Source organism: Nocardioides proteolyticus (assembly GCF_051280635.3).
GTDB lineage: Bacteria > Actinomycetota > Actinomycetes > Propionibacteriales > Nocardioidaceae > Nocardioides.
On record NZ_JBNBPO030000006.1, the window covers coordinates 1 to 18,236 of the forward strand.

The window sequence follows — 18,236 nt, forward strand, 5'->3', positions numbered from 1 at the left end:
CGGCCGCGGTGGCGCCGGAGCCGGTGCTCCCGGCCGCGGCCCCGGTCCCGGTGGCTTCGGTCCCGGTGGCGGAGGCCGCCCCGGCGGCGGCCGCCCCGGCCAGCGCGGCCAGACCCAGGGCGCCTTCGGCCGTCCCGGCGGTCCGGCCCGTCGTGGCCGCAAGTCCAAGCGGGCGCGTCGCCAGGAGTTCGAGGCCATGGAGGCCCCGACGATCGGTGGGATGCGGGTCCGCAAGGGCAACGGCGAGACGGTCCGTCTCGCCCGTGGGTCCTCGCTGACCGACTTCGCCGAGAAGATCGGCGTCGACGCCGCCTCGCTGGTGCAGATGCTGTTCCACCTGGGCGAGATGGTCACCGCCACCCAGTCCGTGGGTGACGAGACCCTGCAGCTGCTGGGGGAGGAGCTCAACTACAACGTCGAGGTCGTCTCCCCCGAGGACGAGGACCGCGAGCTCCTGGAGTCCTTCGACATCGAGTTCGGTGCCGACGAGGGCAACGAGGAGGACCTGGTCGTCCGGCCGCCGGTGGTGACCGTGATGGGTCACGTCGACCACGGAAAGACCAAGCTCCTCGACGCGCTCCGCGGCGCCAACGTCGTGGCGGGCGAGGCCGGTGGCATCACCCAGCACATCGGTGCCTACCAGGTGCACACCGACGTCGACGGCGAGGACCGTCGGATCACGTTCATCGACACCCCGGGTCACGAGGCGTTCACCGCCATGCGAGCCCGCGGCTCGCAGTCCTCCGACATCGCGATCCTCGTGGTCGCGGCGGACGACGGCGTGATGCCGCAGACGGTCGAGGCGCTCAACCACGCCAAGGCGGCGGGTGTGCCGATCGTGGTGGCGGTCAACAAGATCGACAAGCCGGAGGCCGACCCGACCAAGGTCCGCGGCCAGCTCACCGAGTACGGCCTGGTCCCCGAGGAGTACGGCGGCGACTCGATGTTCGTCGACGTGTCCGCCAAGGCGGGCCTCAACCTCGACAAGCTGCTCGAGGCGGTCGTGCTCACCGCCGACGCGTCCCTGGACCTGCGGGCGAACCCCCGCCAGGACGCCCAGGGGCTCGTCGTGGAGGCACACCTGGACCGCGGGCGCGGCCCGGTGGCGACCATCCTCGTCCAGCGCGGCACGCTGCGCGTCGGTGACTCGATCGTGGCCGGACCCGCTCACGGGCGTGTCCGGGCGATGCTCGACGAGCACGGCGTGGAGATGACCGTGGCCGACCCGGGTCGCCCGGCGATGGTGCTGGGCCTCTCGGCGGTGCCCGGTGCCGGACAGAACTTCATCGTGGTCGAGGACGACCGGATGGCGCGCCAGATCGCCGAGAAGCGGGAGGCTCGCGAGCGGGCCGCCCTGCAGGCGAAGCGCCGCGTGCGTCGTACCCTCGAGGACTTCATGGCCTCCATGGAGAAGGGGGAGAGCCAGGAGCTCAACCTCATCCTCAAGGGCGACGTCTCCGGTTCGGTCGAGGCCCTCGAGGACGCCCTGGCGGCGCTCGAGGTCGGCGACGAGGTCTCGCTGCGGGTCATCGACCGCGGTGTCGGTGCGATCACCGAGGCCAACGTCAACCTGGCGGCGGCGTCGGACGCGATCATCATCGGGTTCAACGTCCGTGCGCAGGGCAAGGCCGCCGAGCTCGCCGACCGCGAGGGCGTCGAGATCAAGTACTACTCGGTGATCTACCAGGCGATCGAGGAGATCGAGGCGGCCCTGAAGGGCATGCTCAAGCCGGAGTACGAGGAGCAGACCCTCGGCCAGGCGGAGATCCGCGCGATCTTCCGCTCGTCGAAGATCGGCAACATCGCCGGTTGCATGGTCACCAGCGGTGTCATCCGGCGCAACGCCAAGGTCCGGGTGCTCCGCGACGGTGCCGTCATCGCCGACAACCTCGACCTCGCCTCGCTCAAGCGGGAGAAGGACGACGCAGCCGAGGTCCGCGAGGGCTTCGAGTGCGGTCTGGTGCTGCGGAACTTCCAGGACATCAAGGAGGGCGACATCGTCGAGGCCTTCGAGATGCGGGAGATCCCGCGCAGCTAGGTCGTCGCAAGACAACCGCTGTGCCGTCCGCCCCGTTCCGGGTCGGGCGGCACAGCCGTCCTACTGATAGGAAGTTGGAATGAGCAGCCCGCGCGTGCGCAAGATCGCCGACCGGATCCAGGTGATCGTCGCGGAGATGCTGGAGCGGCGGATCAAGGACCCGCGGCTCGGCTTCGTGACGGTGACCGACGTCCGCCTCACCGGTGACGCACAGAACGCCACGATCTACTACACGGTGCTCGGCGAGGACGCCGACCAGCAGTCGACGGCCAAGGCGCTGGAGTCGGCCAAGGGGCTGCTCCGGTCGGAGGTCGGCAAGCAGCTCGGCATGCGGCACGTGCCGTCGCTGGCGTTCGAGTTCGACGGCATCCCCGAGTCGGCCCGTCACCTCGACGAGGTGCTGGCGCGTGCCAAGGAGGCCGACGCCGCGGTCGCAGCCGCCCGGGAGGGGGCGCGGCCGGCGGGCGAGCCGGACCCCTACCGCAAGCCTCGTGAGGTCTCCGCGGAAGAGCCGGACAAAGAGCCGGGCGAGGAGCCGGACGACGGACCCGTCGAGGACGGCGGGCCCGAGGACGCCTGATGGCCGACTCCGGCCTGGTGGTCGTCGACAAGCCCGGCGGAATGACCTCGCACGACGTGGTGGCGCGCGTGCGTCGTACGCTCGGCACCCGCAAGGTGGGGCATGCCGGCACCCTCGACCCGATGGCCACCGGCGTGCTGGTGCTCGGCGTGGAGCGGGCGACCCGCCTGCTCGGGCACCTGGTGCTGGCCGAGAAGACCTACACGGCGACGGTCCGGCTGGGCGCCAGCACGACCACCGACGACGCGGAGGGAGAGGTGACCTCGACGACCTCCGCCGCGCACGTCAGCGAGGACGACGTGCGCGACGCGCTTCGCGCGTTCGAGGGCGAGATCCTGCAGGTGCCCTCGACGGTCTCGGCGATCAAGGTCGACGGAAGGCGGGCCTACGCGCGGGCGCGCGCGGGTGAGGCGGTCGAGCTGGAGCCGCGGCCGGTCACCATCCGCGCCATCGAGGCGGGCAGCTTCCGTCGTGCCGGTGACGCTCTCGACCTGGAGCTCCGCGTGGCGTGCTCGAGCGGGACCTACATCCGCGCCATCGCTCGCGACCTCGGCTCCGCGCTCGAGGTGGGTGGTCACCTCACGGCGCTCCGGCGCCACTCCGTCGGCCCGTTCACCCTCGAGGGCGCCAACACCGACCTCGACCACCTGCTCCTCACGCCGCTTCCCGACGCCGCGCGCGCTGCGTTCCCCGCACTCGACCTGGACCCCGACCAGGCGCAGGCGGTGCGCTACGGCCGGCCGCTCGGCCTCGCGATCGACGAGGTCACCGGGCTGTTCGCCCCCGACGGGGAGTTCCTCGCGCTCTACCGGCCCGAGGGCGGCAAGGCCCGCCCGGTCGCCGTCTTCGTCGGCTGACCGCTAGAGTTTCTGCACCACGCGCGGGTGCGCGTCCGGCCGAAGCCAGGTCAGCAGCCACCGCATGTCGGCGGGGTCGCCGACCCGGGTGCAGCCGGCGCTCGGCTCCCAGCGGTGCCCGGGACGTGAGGTGTGGTAGAAGATCCCGCTGCCCGCGCGGGGAACCGGCGCCGGGCCGACACCCGGCGCGAGCCGCACATTGTTGAAGTCGACGACGAACCCCCAGCGCATGGACGGGCGGTCGCCGTCGGTGCGGTCCGGCTCCTCCAGCCAGGTGTTGTAGAAAGGGCCCGCCTCGTCGGTCACGTTGCTCGTGGGCAGCCTGCGGCGCCACGGCATCCGGCCGGGGTTCTGGGGCGTCGTCGAGAAGGTGGTCCTGATCTCGAAGACGCCTTCGGGAGTACGGCCGTCGTCCTGCCGCCGCTTGCCCCATCCACCCGGCCCGATCGACGAGCGGAACTCCCGCACCAGCGCCCACCGCCCGTCCCGTCTGACCCAGGCCTGGGTGACGGTGCAGTGCACCCGGCGGCACCACCGCGTGCTGGAGACGGTCCGCACCACCTGCCTGGTGGCGGGCGGCACCAGGGCCGCCCAGGGGGCCGCCTCGTCGCCGGGCGTCCGGCTCGCGGGGTCCGTGCCGACGGTGGCGGAGCTCTCCGGCCGGGGCGCACCGACGCCCGGCTCGACGGGCGCTGCGCATCCGGTCAGCGCCAGGGCCGCGGCGATCGCCGGCAGTACGACGTGCCTGCGCCACCCGCCTCCCCGCATGTGCTCGATGATCGCACGGCCGCCTGGGGTGCGCCGGCGGATCCGGCGGTGTGGGAGAGTTGCCGCCGTGCGTGTGTGGCGATCGCTGGAGGAGGTCCCGGCAGAGCTCGGCCGGACGGTGCTGACCATCGGCAACTTCGACGGCATGCACCTGGGCCATCAGCACGTCGTGCGCCGGGCCCGCGAGGTGGCCGGCGAGGTCGGCGTCGACACCGTCGTCGCCGTCACCTTCGACCCCCACCCCATCGCCGTGCTGCGACCGGAGCACGCACCGCCGACCCTCACCAGCATCGACGACCGGCTGCGGCTGATGGCGCAGGCGGGGGTCGACGACGTGCTGGTCATCCCGTTCTCGCGGGAGATCGCGGCCTGGACGCCGGACGAGTTCATCGACCGCATCCTCGTCGCGACCCTGCATGCGAGAGCGGTCGTCGTGGGCGCCAACTTCCGGTTCGGCAACCGGGCGGCCGGCGACTGCAACCTCCTTCGCCGGGCCGGCGCCGAGCACGACTTCGTGGTCGAGGAGGTCACGCTCGACGGGGGTCCCCAGGTCTGGTCGTCGACCTACGTGCGGACCTGTCTCGCCGCCGGTGACGTCGCCGGTGCCGCGGAGGCCCTGGGCCGTCCGTTCACGACGCGGGGCGTCGTGGTCGAGGGCGACAGGCGGGGCCGGGAGCTCGGCTACCCGACGGCCAACGTGCCCGTCGGTCCGGGCGCCGCGGCGCCCGCCGACGGGGTCTACGCCGGGCGGCTCACCGTGCTGGACGGCCCCGAGCAGGGCGCGACCCACCCCGCCGCGATCAGCGTGGGCACCAACCCCACCTTCGACGGCGAGCGGGAGCGGCGGGTGGAGTCCTACGTCCTCGGACGCACCGACCTCGACCTCTACGGCCGGATGGTGGAGGTCGCCTTCGTCGAGCGGCTCCGCGGCATGGTCCGCTTCGACTCCGTCGAGGACCTGCTGGCCGCGATGGCGGGCGACGTGGAGCGCGCGCGAGAGATCCTCGACGCCTGAGGCGTGCCATGACCGGTCTCCCCGTCATCCTCGACTGCGACACCGGGACCGACGACGCGGTGGCGATCCTGCTCGCCGCCCTCCACCCCGACCTGGAGCTGCTCGGGGTCACCACCGTCTGGGGCAACCACGACGTCCGCCACACCACGGACAACACGCTGCGGGTCCTCGACCTCGTCGGTCGCGGCGACGTGGGGGTGCATCCGGGCCGGAACGCTCCGGTCCGGCCCCGGATCGAGCCGCTGCCGAGCGGGCGGGCGGACCTGGAGCCGACGATCGACCTGCCGGCGCCGGTGTCCGCTCCGGCCGGCGATGCCGTCGACTGGCTGGTGGAGACGCTCCGCGCGGCCGCCGAGCCGGTGGCCCTCGTCGCGACCGGGCCGCTGACCAACCTGGCCGCGGCCCTCGCGGCCGACCGGCGGCTGGTCGCCTCGGTCGGGAGGCTGGTCGTGCTGGGTGGCAGCCACCGGCGCGCCGGCGTGACGCCGTACGCCGAGCGCAACGTGTGGTGCGACCCCGAGGCGGCCGGCGACGTGCTCGCCGCTCGCTGGCGCGACCTCCTGCTGGTCACCATGGACGCCACGTTCGCGGCGCCCCTGACCGGAGCCGACGCCGCACGGCTTCGTGCCCTCGGCACGCCCGCGGCCGTGGCGGCGGCGAGCCTCGTGGAGCAGAGGATCGGCTGGTACCGCAGCGACCCGGCCATGGCAGCTGCGGGTGGCGCCCCGCTGCACGACCCGCTGGCCGTGGCTGCGCTGGTGGCGCCCGAGCTGCTGACGGTGCTCCGCGCGGGGGTCACGGTGGAGCGCAGCGACCCGACGACCTACGGCGCGACCCGGTTCACCGCGGAGGTCGACGACGCGAAGGGCGCCGCGGCAGTGGCCGTCGCGGCCGACCGGGTGCGGTACGTCGACCTGCTGTGCTCGGTGCTGGGCGGCCCCGCGGCTCGTCCGGCCCAGCCGTGAGGCCGACTCAGTCCTCGACCCGGCCGCGCAACTGCTTCGTCCGGCCCCGCTGCCGCTTGTCCTCCAGGCGCCGCTCCTTCGACCCTCGCGTCGGCCTGGTCGGCCGCCGCGCGGGGGGCGGCGGCGCGAGCAGCTCGCGCACCTGGTCCGCCAGTCGCGCCCGCGCGGCCACGCGGTTGCGGTGCTGCGACCGATGCTCGTGCGCCACCACGACGAGCGGTCCCGCGGCGCGGTCGACGATCCGGCGGCGCTGCGTCTCGTCGAGCGCCGCCGAGCTCGCTGGATCCCACACCAGCTCCACCCGGGTGTCGGTCGTGTTGACCGACTGACCGCCGGGCCCGGGGGAGCGGGAGAACCGCTCCACCAGCTCGGCGTCGGGGATCAGCAGACCGGCGGGGAGGCCCGGTCCGGCCTGGATCACGAGGTCCCGCACGCGTCAGCTGACCGTGACCGGCACCCCGGACAGCGCCGCGTTGCCGGAGACGTCGAGCCGCTCGGGGTCGGTGAGGTCGTTGATCGACACGCCCGTCACCTGCTGCGCCACGCCCAGCAGCACGCCGTCGCGCTGGTGACCGTAGCCATGGGGCAGGGAGACGACACCGGGCATCAGGTCCTCGCTCGCCCGCACCTCGACGACCACCGCCCCGACGCGCGACTTCACCGTGACCGTGTCGCCGTCGGCCAGGCCGCGGGCGGCGAGGTCGTCGGGGTGCATCAGCAGGTGGTGGCGGGACCGGCCCCGGGCCAGCCGGTCGGTGTTGTGGAGCCACGAGTTGCAGTCGCGCTGGTGCCGGCGGCCGATCAGGACGAGCTCGCCGTCGGCGGGCAGCTCCTGTGCCCGCAGCCGGTCGAGGTCCTCCACCACGAGTGTCGGAAGCACCTGGATCCGCTTGTCCCGGGTGAACAGCCGCCGCGGGAGCTGGCCCGGGCGCAGCGGCCCGATGTCGACGCCCTCGGGGTGCCTGCGCAACGCGCTGATCGTCACCCCCGACCGGCCGGTGCGCAGGAGGGCGCCCACGATGCAGGCGGGGCTGAGCCGCAGCCTGGCCGACGTGACCAGGCGCCGGGCGAGCGGAGGCTTCCGCCGCAGCCGACGGACGATCCGCGCGTGCAGGTCGCGGTAGATCTCCCAGTCGTGCCGCTGGTCCTCGGCGCGGGGGAACACGGCCTCGCTGAACCGGGCGGTGTCGCGCACCGCGAGCACGTGGAACGCCAGGTCGTAGTGGTCGCGCTCGAGGTGCGTCGTCGGCGGGAGGATCACGTCGGCGTGGCGGGTGGTCTCGTTGACGTAGATGTCGATGGCGGCGTAGAAGTCGAGCCCCGCGAGCGCGCGGTCCAGCGCCACCCCGTCCGGGGTGGAGAGCACGGGGTTGCCGGCGTTGGTCAGGAGCGCCCGGACCTGGCCCTCGCCGGGCGTCTCGATCTCCTCCCGCAGCACCGACACGGGCAGCTCGCCGGCGAACTCCGGCGCCCCGCGCACCCGCGAGCGATAGCGGTCGTAGTGACCGCGCCCCAGCAGGCCGCGCCCGACCGCGTCGATCGCAGGGCTGGTCAGCATCGCCCCGCCCACGCGGTCGGTGTTGCCGGTGACGAGGTTGAGCGCCTGCACCGCCCACTGGCAGACCAGCCCGAACTCCTGGGTGGAGACGCCCATCCGGCCGTAGGCGGCCGCGCCGTCGGCCGTGGCGAGCTCTCGTGCCACCCGCTCGACCACCTCGGCGGGCACCCCGCTCGCGCGCTCGGCCGCCTCGGGGGTGAAGTCGGCGAGGACGCGTTCGAGCTCGTCCAGCCCGTCGACGTACGACGCCGGCCGGGCGAGCCCCTCGACGAGCACCGTGCGCAGCATCGCGAGCAGCACCCAGGCGTCGGTGCCGGGGCGCACGAAGTGGTGCTCGTGGGCCACCTTCGCGGTCTCGGTCCGCCGCGGGTCGAACACCACCATCCGGCCACCGCGCGCGCGGAGCTCACGGAGCCGGCCGGGAAAGTCCGGCACCGTCATCAGCGAGCCGTTGGACGCCATCGGGTTGGCGCCGAACACCAGGAAGTAGGACGTCCGGTCGATGTCCGGGACCGGCAGCAGCAGCTGGTGGCCGTAGAGCAGGCGGCCGACGAGCTGGTGGGGGAGCTGGTCGACGGACGTGGCGCTGTACTTGTTGCGGGTGCGGAAGGACTGCAGCATCGCGATGCCGTGCGTCAGCGCCCCCAGGCTGTGCACGCTCGGGTTGCCCAGATAGGTCGCGAGGGCGTCGTCGCCGTGCTCGTTGATCGTGGCGGCGATCCGGTCGGCGACCAGGTCCAGGGCCTCGTCCCACCCCATCTCCTCCCAGGAGTCGCCGACGCGCCGGACCGGGCGGCGCAGCCGGTCGGGGTCGGCGTGCACGTCGCCGATGGCGACGCCCTTGGGGCAGACGTGTCCGCGCGACAGCGGGTCCGCGGGGTTGCCCCGCGCGCCGGTGACCCGGCCGTCCTCGATGGTCAGGACGAGGCCGCAGATCGCCTCGCACAGGTTGCACACGCCGATCCGCTGCTCCATCCGTGCATCGTCACACGCGGTGGCGGACCCCACCAGCCCTCCGCCGTGCCGATGTATCGGCTCCGGGCGGCGGGGTACCGCGCAGGTGACCGGAAGACCCAGGAAGGAGACCTGACATGGGCTACGGACTCGGAGTGTTCCTGCTCGCGCTGGGACTGATCCTCGCACTCGCCGTGCAGGACATGGTCGAGGGCGTCGACCTGACCATGGTGGGCTGGATCCTCACGGGAGCAGGTGTCCTGTGCCTGGTCCTGACGGCTGCCAGCACGATGCGCTCGCGCTCGACCCGCACCTACGCCGACGGCACCCGGGTGGAGGAGCACCACCGCACCCCGCCGCCGGCCTGACGGCTTCACCGTCGCACGCGGGCGGGCTCGGCGGAAGCACCCGCCGGGCCCGCCTGCTGGCGTGCGGGATTGGGCGCCGTCGGACGCTCGCTGTTAGCCTTGACAGGTTGCCGCCGGACTGACCGGCGGCGGCTACCGCCGTCAGATCGGCCGCGGATCGAGAGTGCTCCAGGTGTTCAGGCTGGGGCGCCGCGCAACGAGTGAGCTGGAAGGGACGTCCATGGCTGTCGGAACCGACGCTGAGACCAAGAAGAAGATCATCGCCGAGTACGGCACCACCGAGGGCGACACCGGCTCGCCGGAGGTGCAGATCGCGCTGCTGAGCCACCGGATCAGTCACCTGACCGAGCACCTCAAGCAGCACAAGCACGACCACCACAGCCGTCGCGGCCTGCTGCTCCTCGTGGGCCAGCGTCGCCGGCTGCTGAACTACCTGAAGAAGACCGAGATCGAGCGCTACCGCTCGATCGTGGAGCGTCTCGGCCTCCGCCGCTGACCTCGTGCGAAGGGATCCACCGCCTCGGTGGGTCCCTTCGCTACATTCGGTCTGAGGGACGGTCCGAGCGGCCGCCCGAGCGACGCCGGCCCGGCGTCGTACAACTGAACACGACATCAATCTGGAGCGATCCGCGTCACCACGGCCCGGTCCTCGGTAGTAGCTCCCGCTGGGCGCACGAGCGCAGCAGCGGCGGCTTCGATCGAAGATCGGCACACGACGCGGGGGTCGCGGATCGCACCGCGAACGAAAGAGTCAACACGTGACTGAACCCGTCATCTCCGCCGTTGAGACCGTCATCGACAACGGCAAGTTCGGCACCCGCACCGTCAAGTTCGAGACGGGCCTGCTGGCCCGGCAGGCCGCCGGCTCGGTGACCGCCTACCTCGACGACGAGACGATGCTGCTCTCGGCCACCACGGCCGGCAAGCAGCCGAAGGACCACTTCGACTTCTTCCCCCTGACGATCGACGTCGAGGAGCGGATGTACGCCGTGGGCCAGATCCCCGGCTCCTTCTTCCGCTCCGAGGGCCGGCCCTCCGAGGACGCGATCCTCACCTGCCGCCTGATCGACCGCCCGCTGCGCCCCACCTTCAAGAAGGGCCTGCGCAACGAGGTCCAGGTCGTCATCACGGTGCTCGCGCTGGACGCCGACCAGCCCTACGACGTGCTCGCGATCAACGCCGCGTCGATCTCCACCCAGCTCTCCGGCCTGCCGTTCTCCGGTCCGGTCGGCGGCGTCCGGGTCGCCCTGATCGAGGGCCAGTGGGTCGCCTTCCCCAGCCACAGCCAGCTCGAGAAGGCCGTCTTCGACATGGTCGTGGCCGGTCGGGTCACCGACAGCGGCGACGTCGCGATCATGATGGTCGAGGCCGAGGCCACCGAGCAGACCTTCGAGCTCGTCCAGTCCGGCGCCACCGCCCCGTCCGAGAGCGTGGTCGCCGGCGGACTCGACGCCGCGAAGCCGTTCATCAAGCAGCTGTGCGAGGCGCAGGCCGAGCTCGCCAAGGCCGCCGCGAAGCCGGTCCAGGAGTTCCCGATCTTCCTCGACTACGAGGACGACGTGTACGACGCCGTCGAGGCCGCTGTGCGCACCGAGACCGCCGAGGCGCTGACCATCGTCGGCAAGCAGGACCGCGAGAACCGCCTCGACGAGATCAAGGCCTCCCTGCTCGACCAGCTCGCCGGCCGGTTCGAGGGCCGCGAGAAGGAGATCGGCGCGGCGTTCCGCTCGCTCAACAAGCAGCTCGTCCGCGAGCGGGTGCTCCGCGAGAAGGTCCGGATCGACGGCCGCGGCCTGGCCGACATCCGCCCGCTGCACGCCGAGGTCGGCGTGATCCCGCGGGTGCACGGCTCGGCGCTGTTCGAGCGCGGCGAGACCCAGATCCTCGGCGTCACCACCCTCGACATGCTCAAGATGGAGCAGCAGCTCGACACGCTGTCGCCGGAGAAGCAGCGGCGCTACATGCACAAGTACGTCTTCCCGCCGTTCTCGACGGGCGAGACCGGCCGCGTGGGCTCGCCCAAGCGCCGCGAGGTGGGCCACGGCGCCCTCGCCCGCCGGGCGCTGCTGCCGGTGCTCCCGTCCCGCGAGGAGTTCCCCTACGCGATCCGTCAGCTCTCCGAGGCGATGGGGTCCAACGGCTCCACGTCGATGGGCTCGGTCTGCGCCTCCACCCTCTCGCTGCTGCAGGCGGGCGTGCCGCTGAAGGCGTCGGTCGCCGGCATCGCGATGGGTCTGATCTCCGGTGAGATCGACGGCCGCACCGAGTACGTCGCGCTGACCGACATCCTCGGAGCCGAGGACGCCTACGGCGACATGGACTTCAAGGTCGCCGGCACCCGCGAGTTCGTCACCGCGCTGCAGCTCGACACCAAGCTCGACGGCATCCCGGCCGAGGTCCTCGCCTCCGCGCTGAGCCAGGCCTACGACGCGCGGATGGCGATCCTCGACGTGATGGCCGAGGCCATCGACGAGCCCGAGGAGATGTCGGTCCACGCGCCGAGGATCATCACGGTCCGCGTGCCGGTCGACAAGATCGGCGAGGTGATCGGCCCCAAGGGCAAGGTGATCAACCAGATCCAGGACGACACGGGCGCGACCCTGTCGATCGAGGACGACGGCACCGTCTACATCGGGGCGACCAACGGCGAGGCCGCCGAGGCCGCCCGCCAGGCCATCAACGCGATCGCCAACCCGACGATGCCGGAGGTCGGCGAGCGCTACCTCGGGACCGTGGTGAAGACCACCAACTTCGGTGCCTTCATCGCCCTGATGCCCGGCAAGGACGGCCTGCTGCACATCAGCAAGCTGCGCTCGCTGGCCGGTGGCAAGCGCGTCGAGAGCGTCGAGGACGTCGTCGCGGTCGGCCAGAAGCTCCAGGTCGAGATCGCCGAGATCGACGACCGCGGCAAGCTGTCGCTGGTCCCGGTCGTCGAGGACGAGGGCGCTGCGGACGCGGCCGAGGCCGGCTCCGACTCCGAGCAGCCGGAGGCGTGACAGCCGCGTGAGCCGACGCCCGACCACGCGCACCCTCGAGACCGTCCGGGACAGCGCCGGCCAGGTGACGTCGCAGGTCCGCAGGACCCAGCTCGGGTCCGGACTGCGCATCGTCACCGAGCACATGGCCGGCGCCCGGTCGGCCTCGATCGGGGTGTGGGTCGGCGTCGGCTCGCGCGACGAGTCCGCGACCAGCCACGGGGCGTCCCACTTCCTCGAGCACCTGCTCTTCAAGGGCACGGGGGAGCGCTCGGCCCTGGAGATCTCCATCGCGCTCGACGCGGTGGGCGGTGAGTTCAACGCGTTCACCGCGAAGGAGTACACCTGCTTCCACGCCAGGGTGCTCGCCGACGACCTGCCGCTCGCCGTCGACGTGCTCGGCGACATGGTCACCGGCTCGCTGCTCGAGCCTCGCGACGTGGACGCCGAGCGGGACGTGATCCTCGACGAGATCGCGATGCACGACGACGACCCCGACGACGCCGTACAGAACCTGCTGGCGGAGCTGGCCTGGGGCGGTGACCGGCCGCTGGGCCGGCCGATCGCCGGCACGACCGAGTCGATCGAGGCGATGACGCCCGCGCAGATCAAGCGGTTCTACCGCCGGCACTACGTGCCGGCCAACACGGTGATCTCCGTGGCCGGCGCGGTCGACCACGCCACCGTGGTGAAGGCCGTCCGCCGGTCCTTCGCGCGACACGGCTGGCTGGACGGCGACGGCGCGCCCGTCTCGCCGCGGGACAGCCGGCCACGGCCGCGGGTCGGCGGTGGCTCCGAGCACGTGGCTCGGCCCTTCGAGCAGGTCAACCTGGTCATCGGCCGCGAGGGCCTGACCCGCGACGACGAGCGACGCTTCGCGCTCGGCGTCCTCAACACCGCACTGGGCGGCGGCACGTCGAGCCGCCTGTTCCAGGAGGTCCGCGAGCACCGCGGGCTGGCCTACTCCGTCTACTCCTTCGCCAGCCACTACGCCGACTCCGGCCTGGTGGGCGTCGCGGTCGGCTGCCTCCCCGACCGGCGCGACGAGGTGCTCGAGGTGGTGCGCGCGGAGCTGGCGCAGATCGCAGCGCAAGGCATCACCGCCGACGAGCTCGCTCGCGGCAAGGGGCAGCTGGTCGGCGGGATGATCCTCGGGCTCGAGGACTCCGGCTCGCGGATGATGCGGCTGGGCAAGAGCGAGCTCGTCCACGGCGAGGTGCTGGGCATCGACGACGTGATCGCCCGGATCGAGGGCGTCACCCTCGACGACGTGCAGGCCGTGGCGGCGGAGGTGTTCTCCCGGCCCGAGTTGCTGGCGGTCGTCGGACCGGCCTGACGCCGCGGCTCGCTAGCGGCGGCCGATGATCCCGATCACCGGCGGCTCCTTGGAGTCCACGATGTAGACCCGGAAGCCGGCCTGGCGCAGCTGCGCAGAGGCCTTGCTGAGGATGTTCGGCACCTGCTCCGGTCGGCTGGTGTCGTAGAAGAGGTTCACCGAGCCGCCGGGCAGGATCCGCTCGTGCAGGAGGGCGATCTCCTCCGTCGCGTCCCGCACCCAGAACAGGTTGACGTCGAAGGCGAAGACCTTGGTCAGCCGCTTCACCGGCACCCGGAGGGTCGCCAGGTCGATCTGGCGCACCGTCAGCCGGCCGGCCTCCACGTGGGCAGCGCACCGGGCCTTGGTGCGGTCGACACCCGCCTCGGAGCGGTCGATGGCGAACATCTTGCCCTTGCCCTCGAGCCGCCGGCAGATGAGGTCGGCAGCGGCCCCGTTGCCGCACCCGATCTCCAGCACGTGGTCGTTGGGCTGGACGTCCATGAAATCCACTGCCCACCGGATCCGGGCCGGGACCTTCTGCACCGCCATGGGGGCCAGCCTGCCAGAACCGGTCACGGCGTCACGCACTACCTTGGTGCCGTGGTCAGACGTGTCGCGAGCCAAGCAGCCGCTGACGAGGGCGGAACGCCTCTGCGCGTCGGGGTCCTCGGCGCCCGGGGGAAGGTCGGCTCGGAGGTCGTCCGGGCGGTCCGAGACGCCGAGGGCCTGGAGCTCGCCGCGGAGGTGGACCAGGACGACTCGATCACGTCGCTCACCGACGGCGGCACGCAGGTGGTGGTCGACTTCACCCACCCCGACGTGGTGATGGACAACCTGCGCTTCTGCATCGACAACGGCATCCACGCGGTCGTGGGGACGACCGGCTTCGACGACGCGCGCCTGGAGACGCTGCGCGGGTGGCTGGCCGGGAGCCCGGGCACCGGCGTGCTGGTCGCCCCCAACTTCTCCATCGGGGCCATCTTGATGATGCGGTTCTCGGCGATCGCCGCTCCGTTCTTCGAGTCCGTCGAGGTGGTCGAGCTCCACCACCCGACCAAGGCCGACGCGCCGAGCGGCACGGCGCGTCGTACGGCGGAGCTGATCGCGGCCGCCCGGCGCGAGGCGGGCTGCCCGCCGGTCCCCGACGCGACGTCCACGGCACTGGAGGGCGCGCGCGGCGCCGACGTCGACGGGATCCGCGTGCACGGCCTGCGGATCAGGGGCCTGGTGGCGCACCAGGAGGTGGTCCTCGGCGGCCTGGGCGAGACGCTGACCATCCGGCACGACTCGCTCGACCGAGCGTCGTTCACCCCCGGCGTGCTGGCCGGTGTCCGCCGGATCGGCGACCACCCTGGGCTGACGGTCGGGCTGGAGCACTTCCTCGACCTGGGCTGACCTCACCTGCCACCTCGTGGTGCAGAACCTGCCACCTCGTGGTGCAGAACCTGCCACCTCGTGGTGCGGAACCTGCCACCTCGTGGTGCGGAACCTGCCACCTCGCGGTGCGAAACCTGCCACCTCGTGGGGTCAGAGGAGGCGGAGGAGGGCGGCGGCGGCCGCGGAGCCGAACACCACGACGAGGAACGGCGCGCGGGCCAGGAGGAGCAGCACGGCGACCACGAGGGCGGCCGCGCGGGCGTCGAGCACCAGCGCTCGCCCCTCGGGTGCGGCGAGCACCTGCACGGTGACCAGCGCTGCGAGCAGCGCGACCGGGATCGAGTCGGCGATCCGGGCGACGACCGGGTTGCGGAGCACCGTCGCGGGCACCGACAGGCCGGCCAGCTTGAGCAGGTAGCAGCCGACCCCGGCGCCGACCACGGCCCACCAGATCACTGCGGCGCCTCTCGCCGCCGGGCGAGCGCTCCGACCAGGACCGCCACGCCGGCCGCCACCAGCACCGGCACACCGGCGGGGGTGACGGTGACCGCGCCGGCCGCGACCAGCGCCGCGAGGACGGCCACCAGCCGGGCGGTGGGGGAGTCCAGCCGCGGCCAGAGCAGCGCGAGGAAGGCCGCGCCCACGGCCGCGTCGAGGCCGAGGTCGCGCGGGTCCCCGAGCTGCTCGCCGGCGACGGCGCCCACGAGGGTGGTGAGGTTCCAGAGCACGAAGATCGTGGCGCCGGTGGTGACGAAGCCCGTCCGCGCGAGCTCCCGAGTGGGCCGGGTCACCGCCATCGCGGTGGACTCGTCGATCAGGATGTGCGCCGCCGCGGTGCGGCGCCAGCTGCGGTAGCCGAGCAACGGCGCCATCCGCAGGCCGTAGAGCGTGTTGCGGGTGCCGAGGAGCAGCGCGGTGAGGGCGCCGGCGACGGGCGTGCCTCCCGAGCCGAGCACGCCCGCCAGGGCGAACTGCGAGGCGCCGGTGAACATGAGCAGCGAGAGCACGCAGGTCTGGGCGACGTCGAGCCCCGAGGCGACGCCGACCGCGCCGAAGCTCAGGCCGTAGGTGCCGGTGGCGACGGCCACGCCGAGGCTGTCGCGCACGACGGCGCGGCGGGTGGTGGTCTCCACGCGTGTCCCGCTCAGGAAAGCGCGGTGTGGAGCCGCACCTGCTTGACCGTGCCCGTGCCGTGCTCGTCGGCGAGCTCGCGGGCCGCTCCGTCGGCCGCCCAGCCCGCGCTGGTCAGGAAGGCCCGCAGCGCGTCGTCGGTGGTCTCCACCCAGCAGACCCCGCGGGTGAAGCGGTCGGCCGCCAGGGTGTCGGCGCACGCCTGCAGCAGGCGTGAGCCGTGGCCGCGTCGGGTCTGCTCGGGGTCGACGGTGAACTCCGCGACCTCACCGTCGGTGGACGGATCGGCGTCGGGGTCGTCGCTGGGGCCGGTCAGCGCGAAGCCGACGACCCGGTCCTCCGCGAGGGCGACGAGCGCCCGCCGGCGAGCCTCGGGGGGACGGGCGAGGGACTCGCGCCAGGCGTCCGACAGGGTGTCCGACGCGGTGTCCGGGCCGATGCCGCGGTCGGCCAGCAGCGGGGCGAGCCGGTCGTCGTACCGCTGCTGCCAGGCGCGGAGCTGCACCGCGGCGATGCCGGCGGCGTCCGCCGGCCACGCGACCCGGACCGAGACGTCTGCAGCGACCATGCCGCCATCCTGACAGGCTGGCCGACGCCGCTAGGGTCGGGGACATGGAAATCCGCAACCTCGGGGCGAGCGGGCTGAGGATCTCGGCCATCGCCTACGGCAACTGGCTCACCCACGGCTCCCAGGTCGAGGAGGACGCGGCGATCGCGTGCGTGCAGCGGGCACTCGACGAGGGCATCTCCACCTTCGACACCGCCGACGTCTACGCCAACACCGCTGCCGAGACGGTCCTCGGCAAGGCGCTCGCCGGGGAGCGCCGCGAGGGCCTCGAGATCCTCACCAAGGTGTTCTGGCCCACCGGCCCCGGCAAGCACAACGACCACGGGCTCTCCCGCAAGCACATCTTCGAGTCGATCGACGCCTCGCTCCGCCGCCTCGGCACCGACTACGTCGATCTCTACCAGGCCCACCGCTTCGACCACGAGACGCCGCTGGAGGAGACGATGCTGGCGTTCGCCGACGTCGTCCGCGCCGGGAAGGCGCTCTACATCGGGGTCTCGGAGTGGCGGGCCGAGGAGATCCGCGCCGCCGCCGAGCTCGCGCGGGAGCTGCGGGTGCCGCTCATCTCCAGCCAGCCGCAGTACTCCATGCTCTGGCGGGTCATCGAGGCCGAGGTGGTGCCGACCTGCGCGGAGCTCGGCATCGGGCAGATCGTCTGGTCGCCGATCGCGCAGGGCGTGCTGACCGGGAAGTACCTCCCCGGGCAGCCGCCCCCGGCCGGCTCGCGCGCCACCGACGACAAGGGCGGCGCCGACATGGTGAAGCGGTGGCTGCAGGACGACGTCCTCGAGCGCGTCCAGCGGCTCAAGCCGGTCGCGGACGAGGCCGGGCTGTCGCTGGCACAGCTCGCGGTGGCGTGGGTGCTGCAGAACGACAACGTGTCGGCCGCCATCATCGGTGCCAGTCGGCCCGAGCAGGTCACCGAGAACGCGAAGGCAGCGGGCGTCCGCCTCGACGAGGCGACCATGCGCGCCATCGACGAGGTGCTCGAGGGCGTGGTCACCACCGACCCGGCCATGACCAAGTCGCCCCGGCGCTCCGAGGTGCTGGGCTGACCGCGCTCGGTCAGAGCGCGAACACGTACCTGGAGGTCGGGACCAGGTCGAGGCCCTGGTCGGCCCCGAACCGGGCGCAGCTGTCCATCAGCGTCGCGAACCGGCGCTGGAACTCCTCCTCGTCGCCGCCGCTTCCGTAGAACGCGTGGTGGTCGCTCATCGCCGCCATCGGGAACAGCTCCTCGACGATCCCGGCGACGTCCGGTGCGCCGTCGGTGAGCGGCTCGACGACCGGGTTCTGCACGTAGCCGAAGGTGCCCTGGGTCTCGATCGCCACCTGCGTGTGCCGGTCGAGCCAGTCGGCCCGCCAGGCGTCGTACGGCATCGCGGCGGGGCGGCGCAGGAACGCGACGTTGGCCAGTGCGTCGGCGCGCGCACCGTCGGGCACGTCCGGCGGGGGGAGCGGCTGCCGCTCCTCGACCAGCCAGCCGTCGGCCGTCCCGTCCACGTCTCGTACGACGCCCGCGACCGCGGCGGGGTCGGCATCGGTCCAGACGCCGACCACCGCGGTGATCCGCGGTCCGGGGCCGAACCGCATCGCTGCGGCGACGTGCTCGTCGTCGAGGTTGACCTGCAGCCGCGTGGCGCCGGCCGCGGCGACGGCCGAGCGCAGCTCCGGCCCGAGCAGGGTCGGTCCGAGGTCGGGTCGGTGCAGGGCGAGGATCAGCTTCACGCCTCGCAACCTAGAGCAGGCGCGGCCGATCCGGGA

General features: G+C 72.7%; 19 protein-coding genes. 11 read left to right on the forward strand and 8 right to left on the reverse strand.

Annotated elements, in window-relative coordinates:
* The 3 genes from infB to truB all read left to right on the forward strand — a co-directional run.
* Positions 1-2,038, forward strand: a 2,038-nt coding sequence (infB, locus tag ACPOLA_RS04900) for a translation initiation factor IF-2 (protein WP_435769278.1), incomplete at its 5' end; no start/stop codon positions are given.
* 79 nt (positions 2,039-2,117) lie between these two features.
* Complete coding sequence (gene rbfA / locus ACPOLA_RS04905; RefSeq protein WP_435769279.1) at positions 2,118-2,618, forward strand: 30S ribosome-binding factor RbfA; 501 nt, start codon at positions 2,118-2,120, stop codon at positions 2,616-2,618.
* Positions 2,618-3,475, forward strand: a complete 858-nt coding sequence (truB, locus tag ACPOLA_RS04910; protein WP_435769280.1) for a tRNA pseudouridine(55) synthase TruB — start codon at positions 2,618-2,620, stop codon at positions 3,473-3,475. The genes rbfA and truB overlap by 1 nt, the downstream gene beginning before the upstream one ends.
* Positions 3,476-3,478: 3 nt before the next feature.
* Here the strand turns inward: truB and ACPOLA_RS04915 are convergent, their stop codons facing one another.
* Positions 3,479-4,243 (reverse strand): L,D-transpeptidase family protein, encoded by a 765-nt coding sequence (locus ACPOLA_RS04915; RefSeq protein ID WP_435769281.1) that lies wholly within the window; start codon positions 4,241-4,243, stop codon positions 3,479-3,481.
* A gap of 67 nt (positions 4,244-4,310) precedes the next feature.
* Between ACPOLA_RS04915 and ACPOLA_RS04920 the strand changes: the two genes are divergently transcribed.
* On the forward strand, positions 4,311-5,258 hold the full coding sequence (locus ACPOLA_RS04920; protein ID WP_435769282.1) for a bifunctional riboflavin kinase/FAD synthetase: 948 nt from the start codon (positions 4,311-4,313) through the stop codon (positions 5,256-5,258).
* A gap of 8 nt (positions 5,259-5,266) precedes the next feature.
* Positions 5,267-6,223 carry a nucleoside hydrolase gene (locus ACPOLA_RS04925; RefSeq protein ID WP_435769283.1) on the forward strand — a complete coding sequence of 319 codons (957 nt, stop codon included), beginning with the start codon at positions 5,267-5,269 and terminating at the stop codon, positions 6,221-6,223.
* Positions 6,224-6,230: 7 nt separating this feature from the next.
* Here ACPOLA_RS04925 and arfB read toward each other — a convergent pair whose 3' ends face one another.
* On the reverse strand, positions 6,231-6,656 hold the full coding sequence (gene arfB / locus ACPOLA_RS04930) for an alternative ribosome rescue aminoacyl-tRNA hydrolase ArfB (protein ID WP_435769284.1): 426 nt from the start codon (positions 6,654-6,656) through the stop codon (positions 6,231-6,233).
* A gap of 3 nt (positions 6,657-6,659) precedes the next feature.
* Positions 6,660-8,756, reverse strand: a complete 2,097-nt coding sequence (locus ACPOLA_RS04935) for a molybdopterin-dependent oxidoreductase (RefSeq protein ID WP_435769285.1) — start codon at positions 8,754-8,756, stop codon at positions 6,660-6,662.
* A 116-nt stretch (positions 8,757-8,872) separates the two neighbouring features.
* Between ACPOLA_RS04935 and ACPOLA_RS04940 the strand changes: the two genes are divergently transcribed.
* From ACPOLA_RS04940 to ACPOLA_RS04955, 4 genes are all read left to right on the forward strand, one after another.
* Positions 8,873-9,103 (forward strand): DUF6458 family protein, encoded by a 231-nt coding sequence (locus ACPOLA_RS04940; RefSeq protein WP_435769286.1) that lies wholly within the window; start codon positions 8,873-8,875, stop codon positions 9,101-9,103.
* Between the two features lie 220 nt (positions 9,104-9,323).
* Positions 9,324-9,599, forward strand: a complete 276-nt coding sequence (gene rpsO, locus ACPOLA_RS04945; protein WP_136431519.1) for a 30S ribosomal protein S15 — start codon at positions 9,324-9,326, stop codon at positions 9,597-9,599.
* Positions 9,600-9,861: 262 nt separating this feature from the next.
* Complete coding sequence (locus ACPOLA_RS04950; RefSeq protein WP_435769287.1) at positions 9,862-12,099, forward strand: polyribonucleotide nucleotidyltransferase; 2,238 nt, start codon at positions 9,862-9,864, stop codon at positions 12,097-12,099.
* A 7-nt stretch (positions 12,100-12,106) separates the two neighbouring features.
* On the forward strand, positions 12,107-13,414 hold the full coding sequence (locus tag ACPOLA_RS04955; RefSeq protein WP_435769288.1) for a M16 family metallopeptidase: 1,308 nt from the start codon (positions 12,107-12,109) through the stop codon (positions 13,412-13,414).
* Positions 13,415-13,426: 12 nt separating this feature from the next.
* Here ACPOLA_RS04955 and ACPOLA_RS04960 read toward each other — a convergent pair whose 3' ends face one another.
* Complete coding sequence (locus tag ACPOLA_RS04960; protein ID WP_435769289.1) at positions 13,427-13,945, reverse strand: class I SAM-dependent methyltransferase; 519 nt, start codon at positions 13,943-13,945, stop codon at positions 13,427-13,429.
* Between the two features lie 102 nt (positions 13,946-14,047).
* Between ACPOLA_RS04960 and dapB the strand changes: the two genes are divergently transcribed.
* Positions 14,048-14,791, forward strand: a complete 744-nt coding sequence (gene dapB, locus ACPOLA_RS04965; protein WP_435769425.1) for a 4-hydroxy-tetrahydrodipicolinate reductase — start codon at positions 14,048-14,050, stop codon at positions 14,789-14,791.
* Between the two features lie 132 nt (positions 14,792-14,923).
* On the opposite strand, the gene ACPOLA_RS04970 is transcribed toward dapB, so the two are convergent.
* Genes ACPOLA_RS04970 through ACPOLA_RS04980 form a run of 3 tightly spaced genes read right to left on the reverse strand, consistent with a single transcriptional unit; the run spans position 14,924 to position 16,472 of the window.
* Positions 14,924-15,229 (reverse strand): AzlD domain-containing protein, encoded by a 306-nt coding sequence (locus ACPOLA_RS04970; RefSeq protein WP_435769290.1) that lies wholly within the window; start codon positions 15,227-15,229, stop codon positions 14,924-14,926.
* Positions 15,226-15,906 (reverse strand): AzlC family ABC transporter permease, encoded by a 681-nt coding sequence (locus ACPOLA_RS04975; RefSeq protein ID WP_435769291.1) that lies wholly within the window; start codon positions 15,904-15,906, stop codon positions 15,226-15,228. Before ACPOLA_RS04975 ends, ACPOLA_RS04970 begins: the two co-directional genes overlap by 4 nt.
* An 11-nt stretch (positions 15,907-15,917) precedes the next feature.
* Entirely contained in the window at positions 15,918-16,472 is a 555-nt protein-coding gene (locus ACPOLA_RS04980) for a GNAT family N-acetyltransferase (protein WP_435769292.1), read from the reverse strand.
* A gap of 44 nt (positions 16,473-16,516) precedes the next feature.
* On the opposite strand from ACPOLA_RS04980, the gene ACPOLA_RS04985 reads away from it, so the two are divergent.
* The gene (locus ACPOLA_RS04985) at positions 16,517-17,527 is read left to right on the forward strand and encodes an aldo/keto reductase family protein (protein WP_435769293.1); all 1,011 of its coding nucleotides are present in this window, start codon (positions 16,517-16,519) and stop codon (positions 17,525-17,527) included.
* A 10-nt stretch (positions 17,528-17,537) separates the two neighbouring features.
* Here the strand turns inward: ACPOLA_RS04985 and ACPOLA_RS04990 are convergent, their stop codons facing one another.
* The gene (locus ACPOLA_RS04990; RefSeq protein ID WP_435769294.1) at positions 17,538-18,200 is read right to left on the reverse strand and encodes a hypothetical protein; all 663 of its coding nucleotides are present in this window, start codon (positions 18,198-18,200) and stop codon (positions 17,538-17,540) included.
* Positions 18,201-18,236 lie beyond the last annotated feature (36 nt).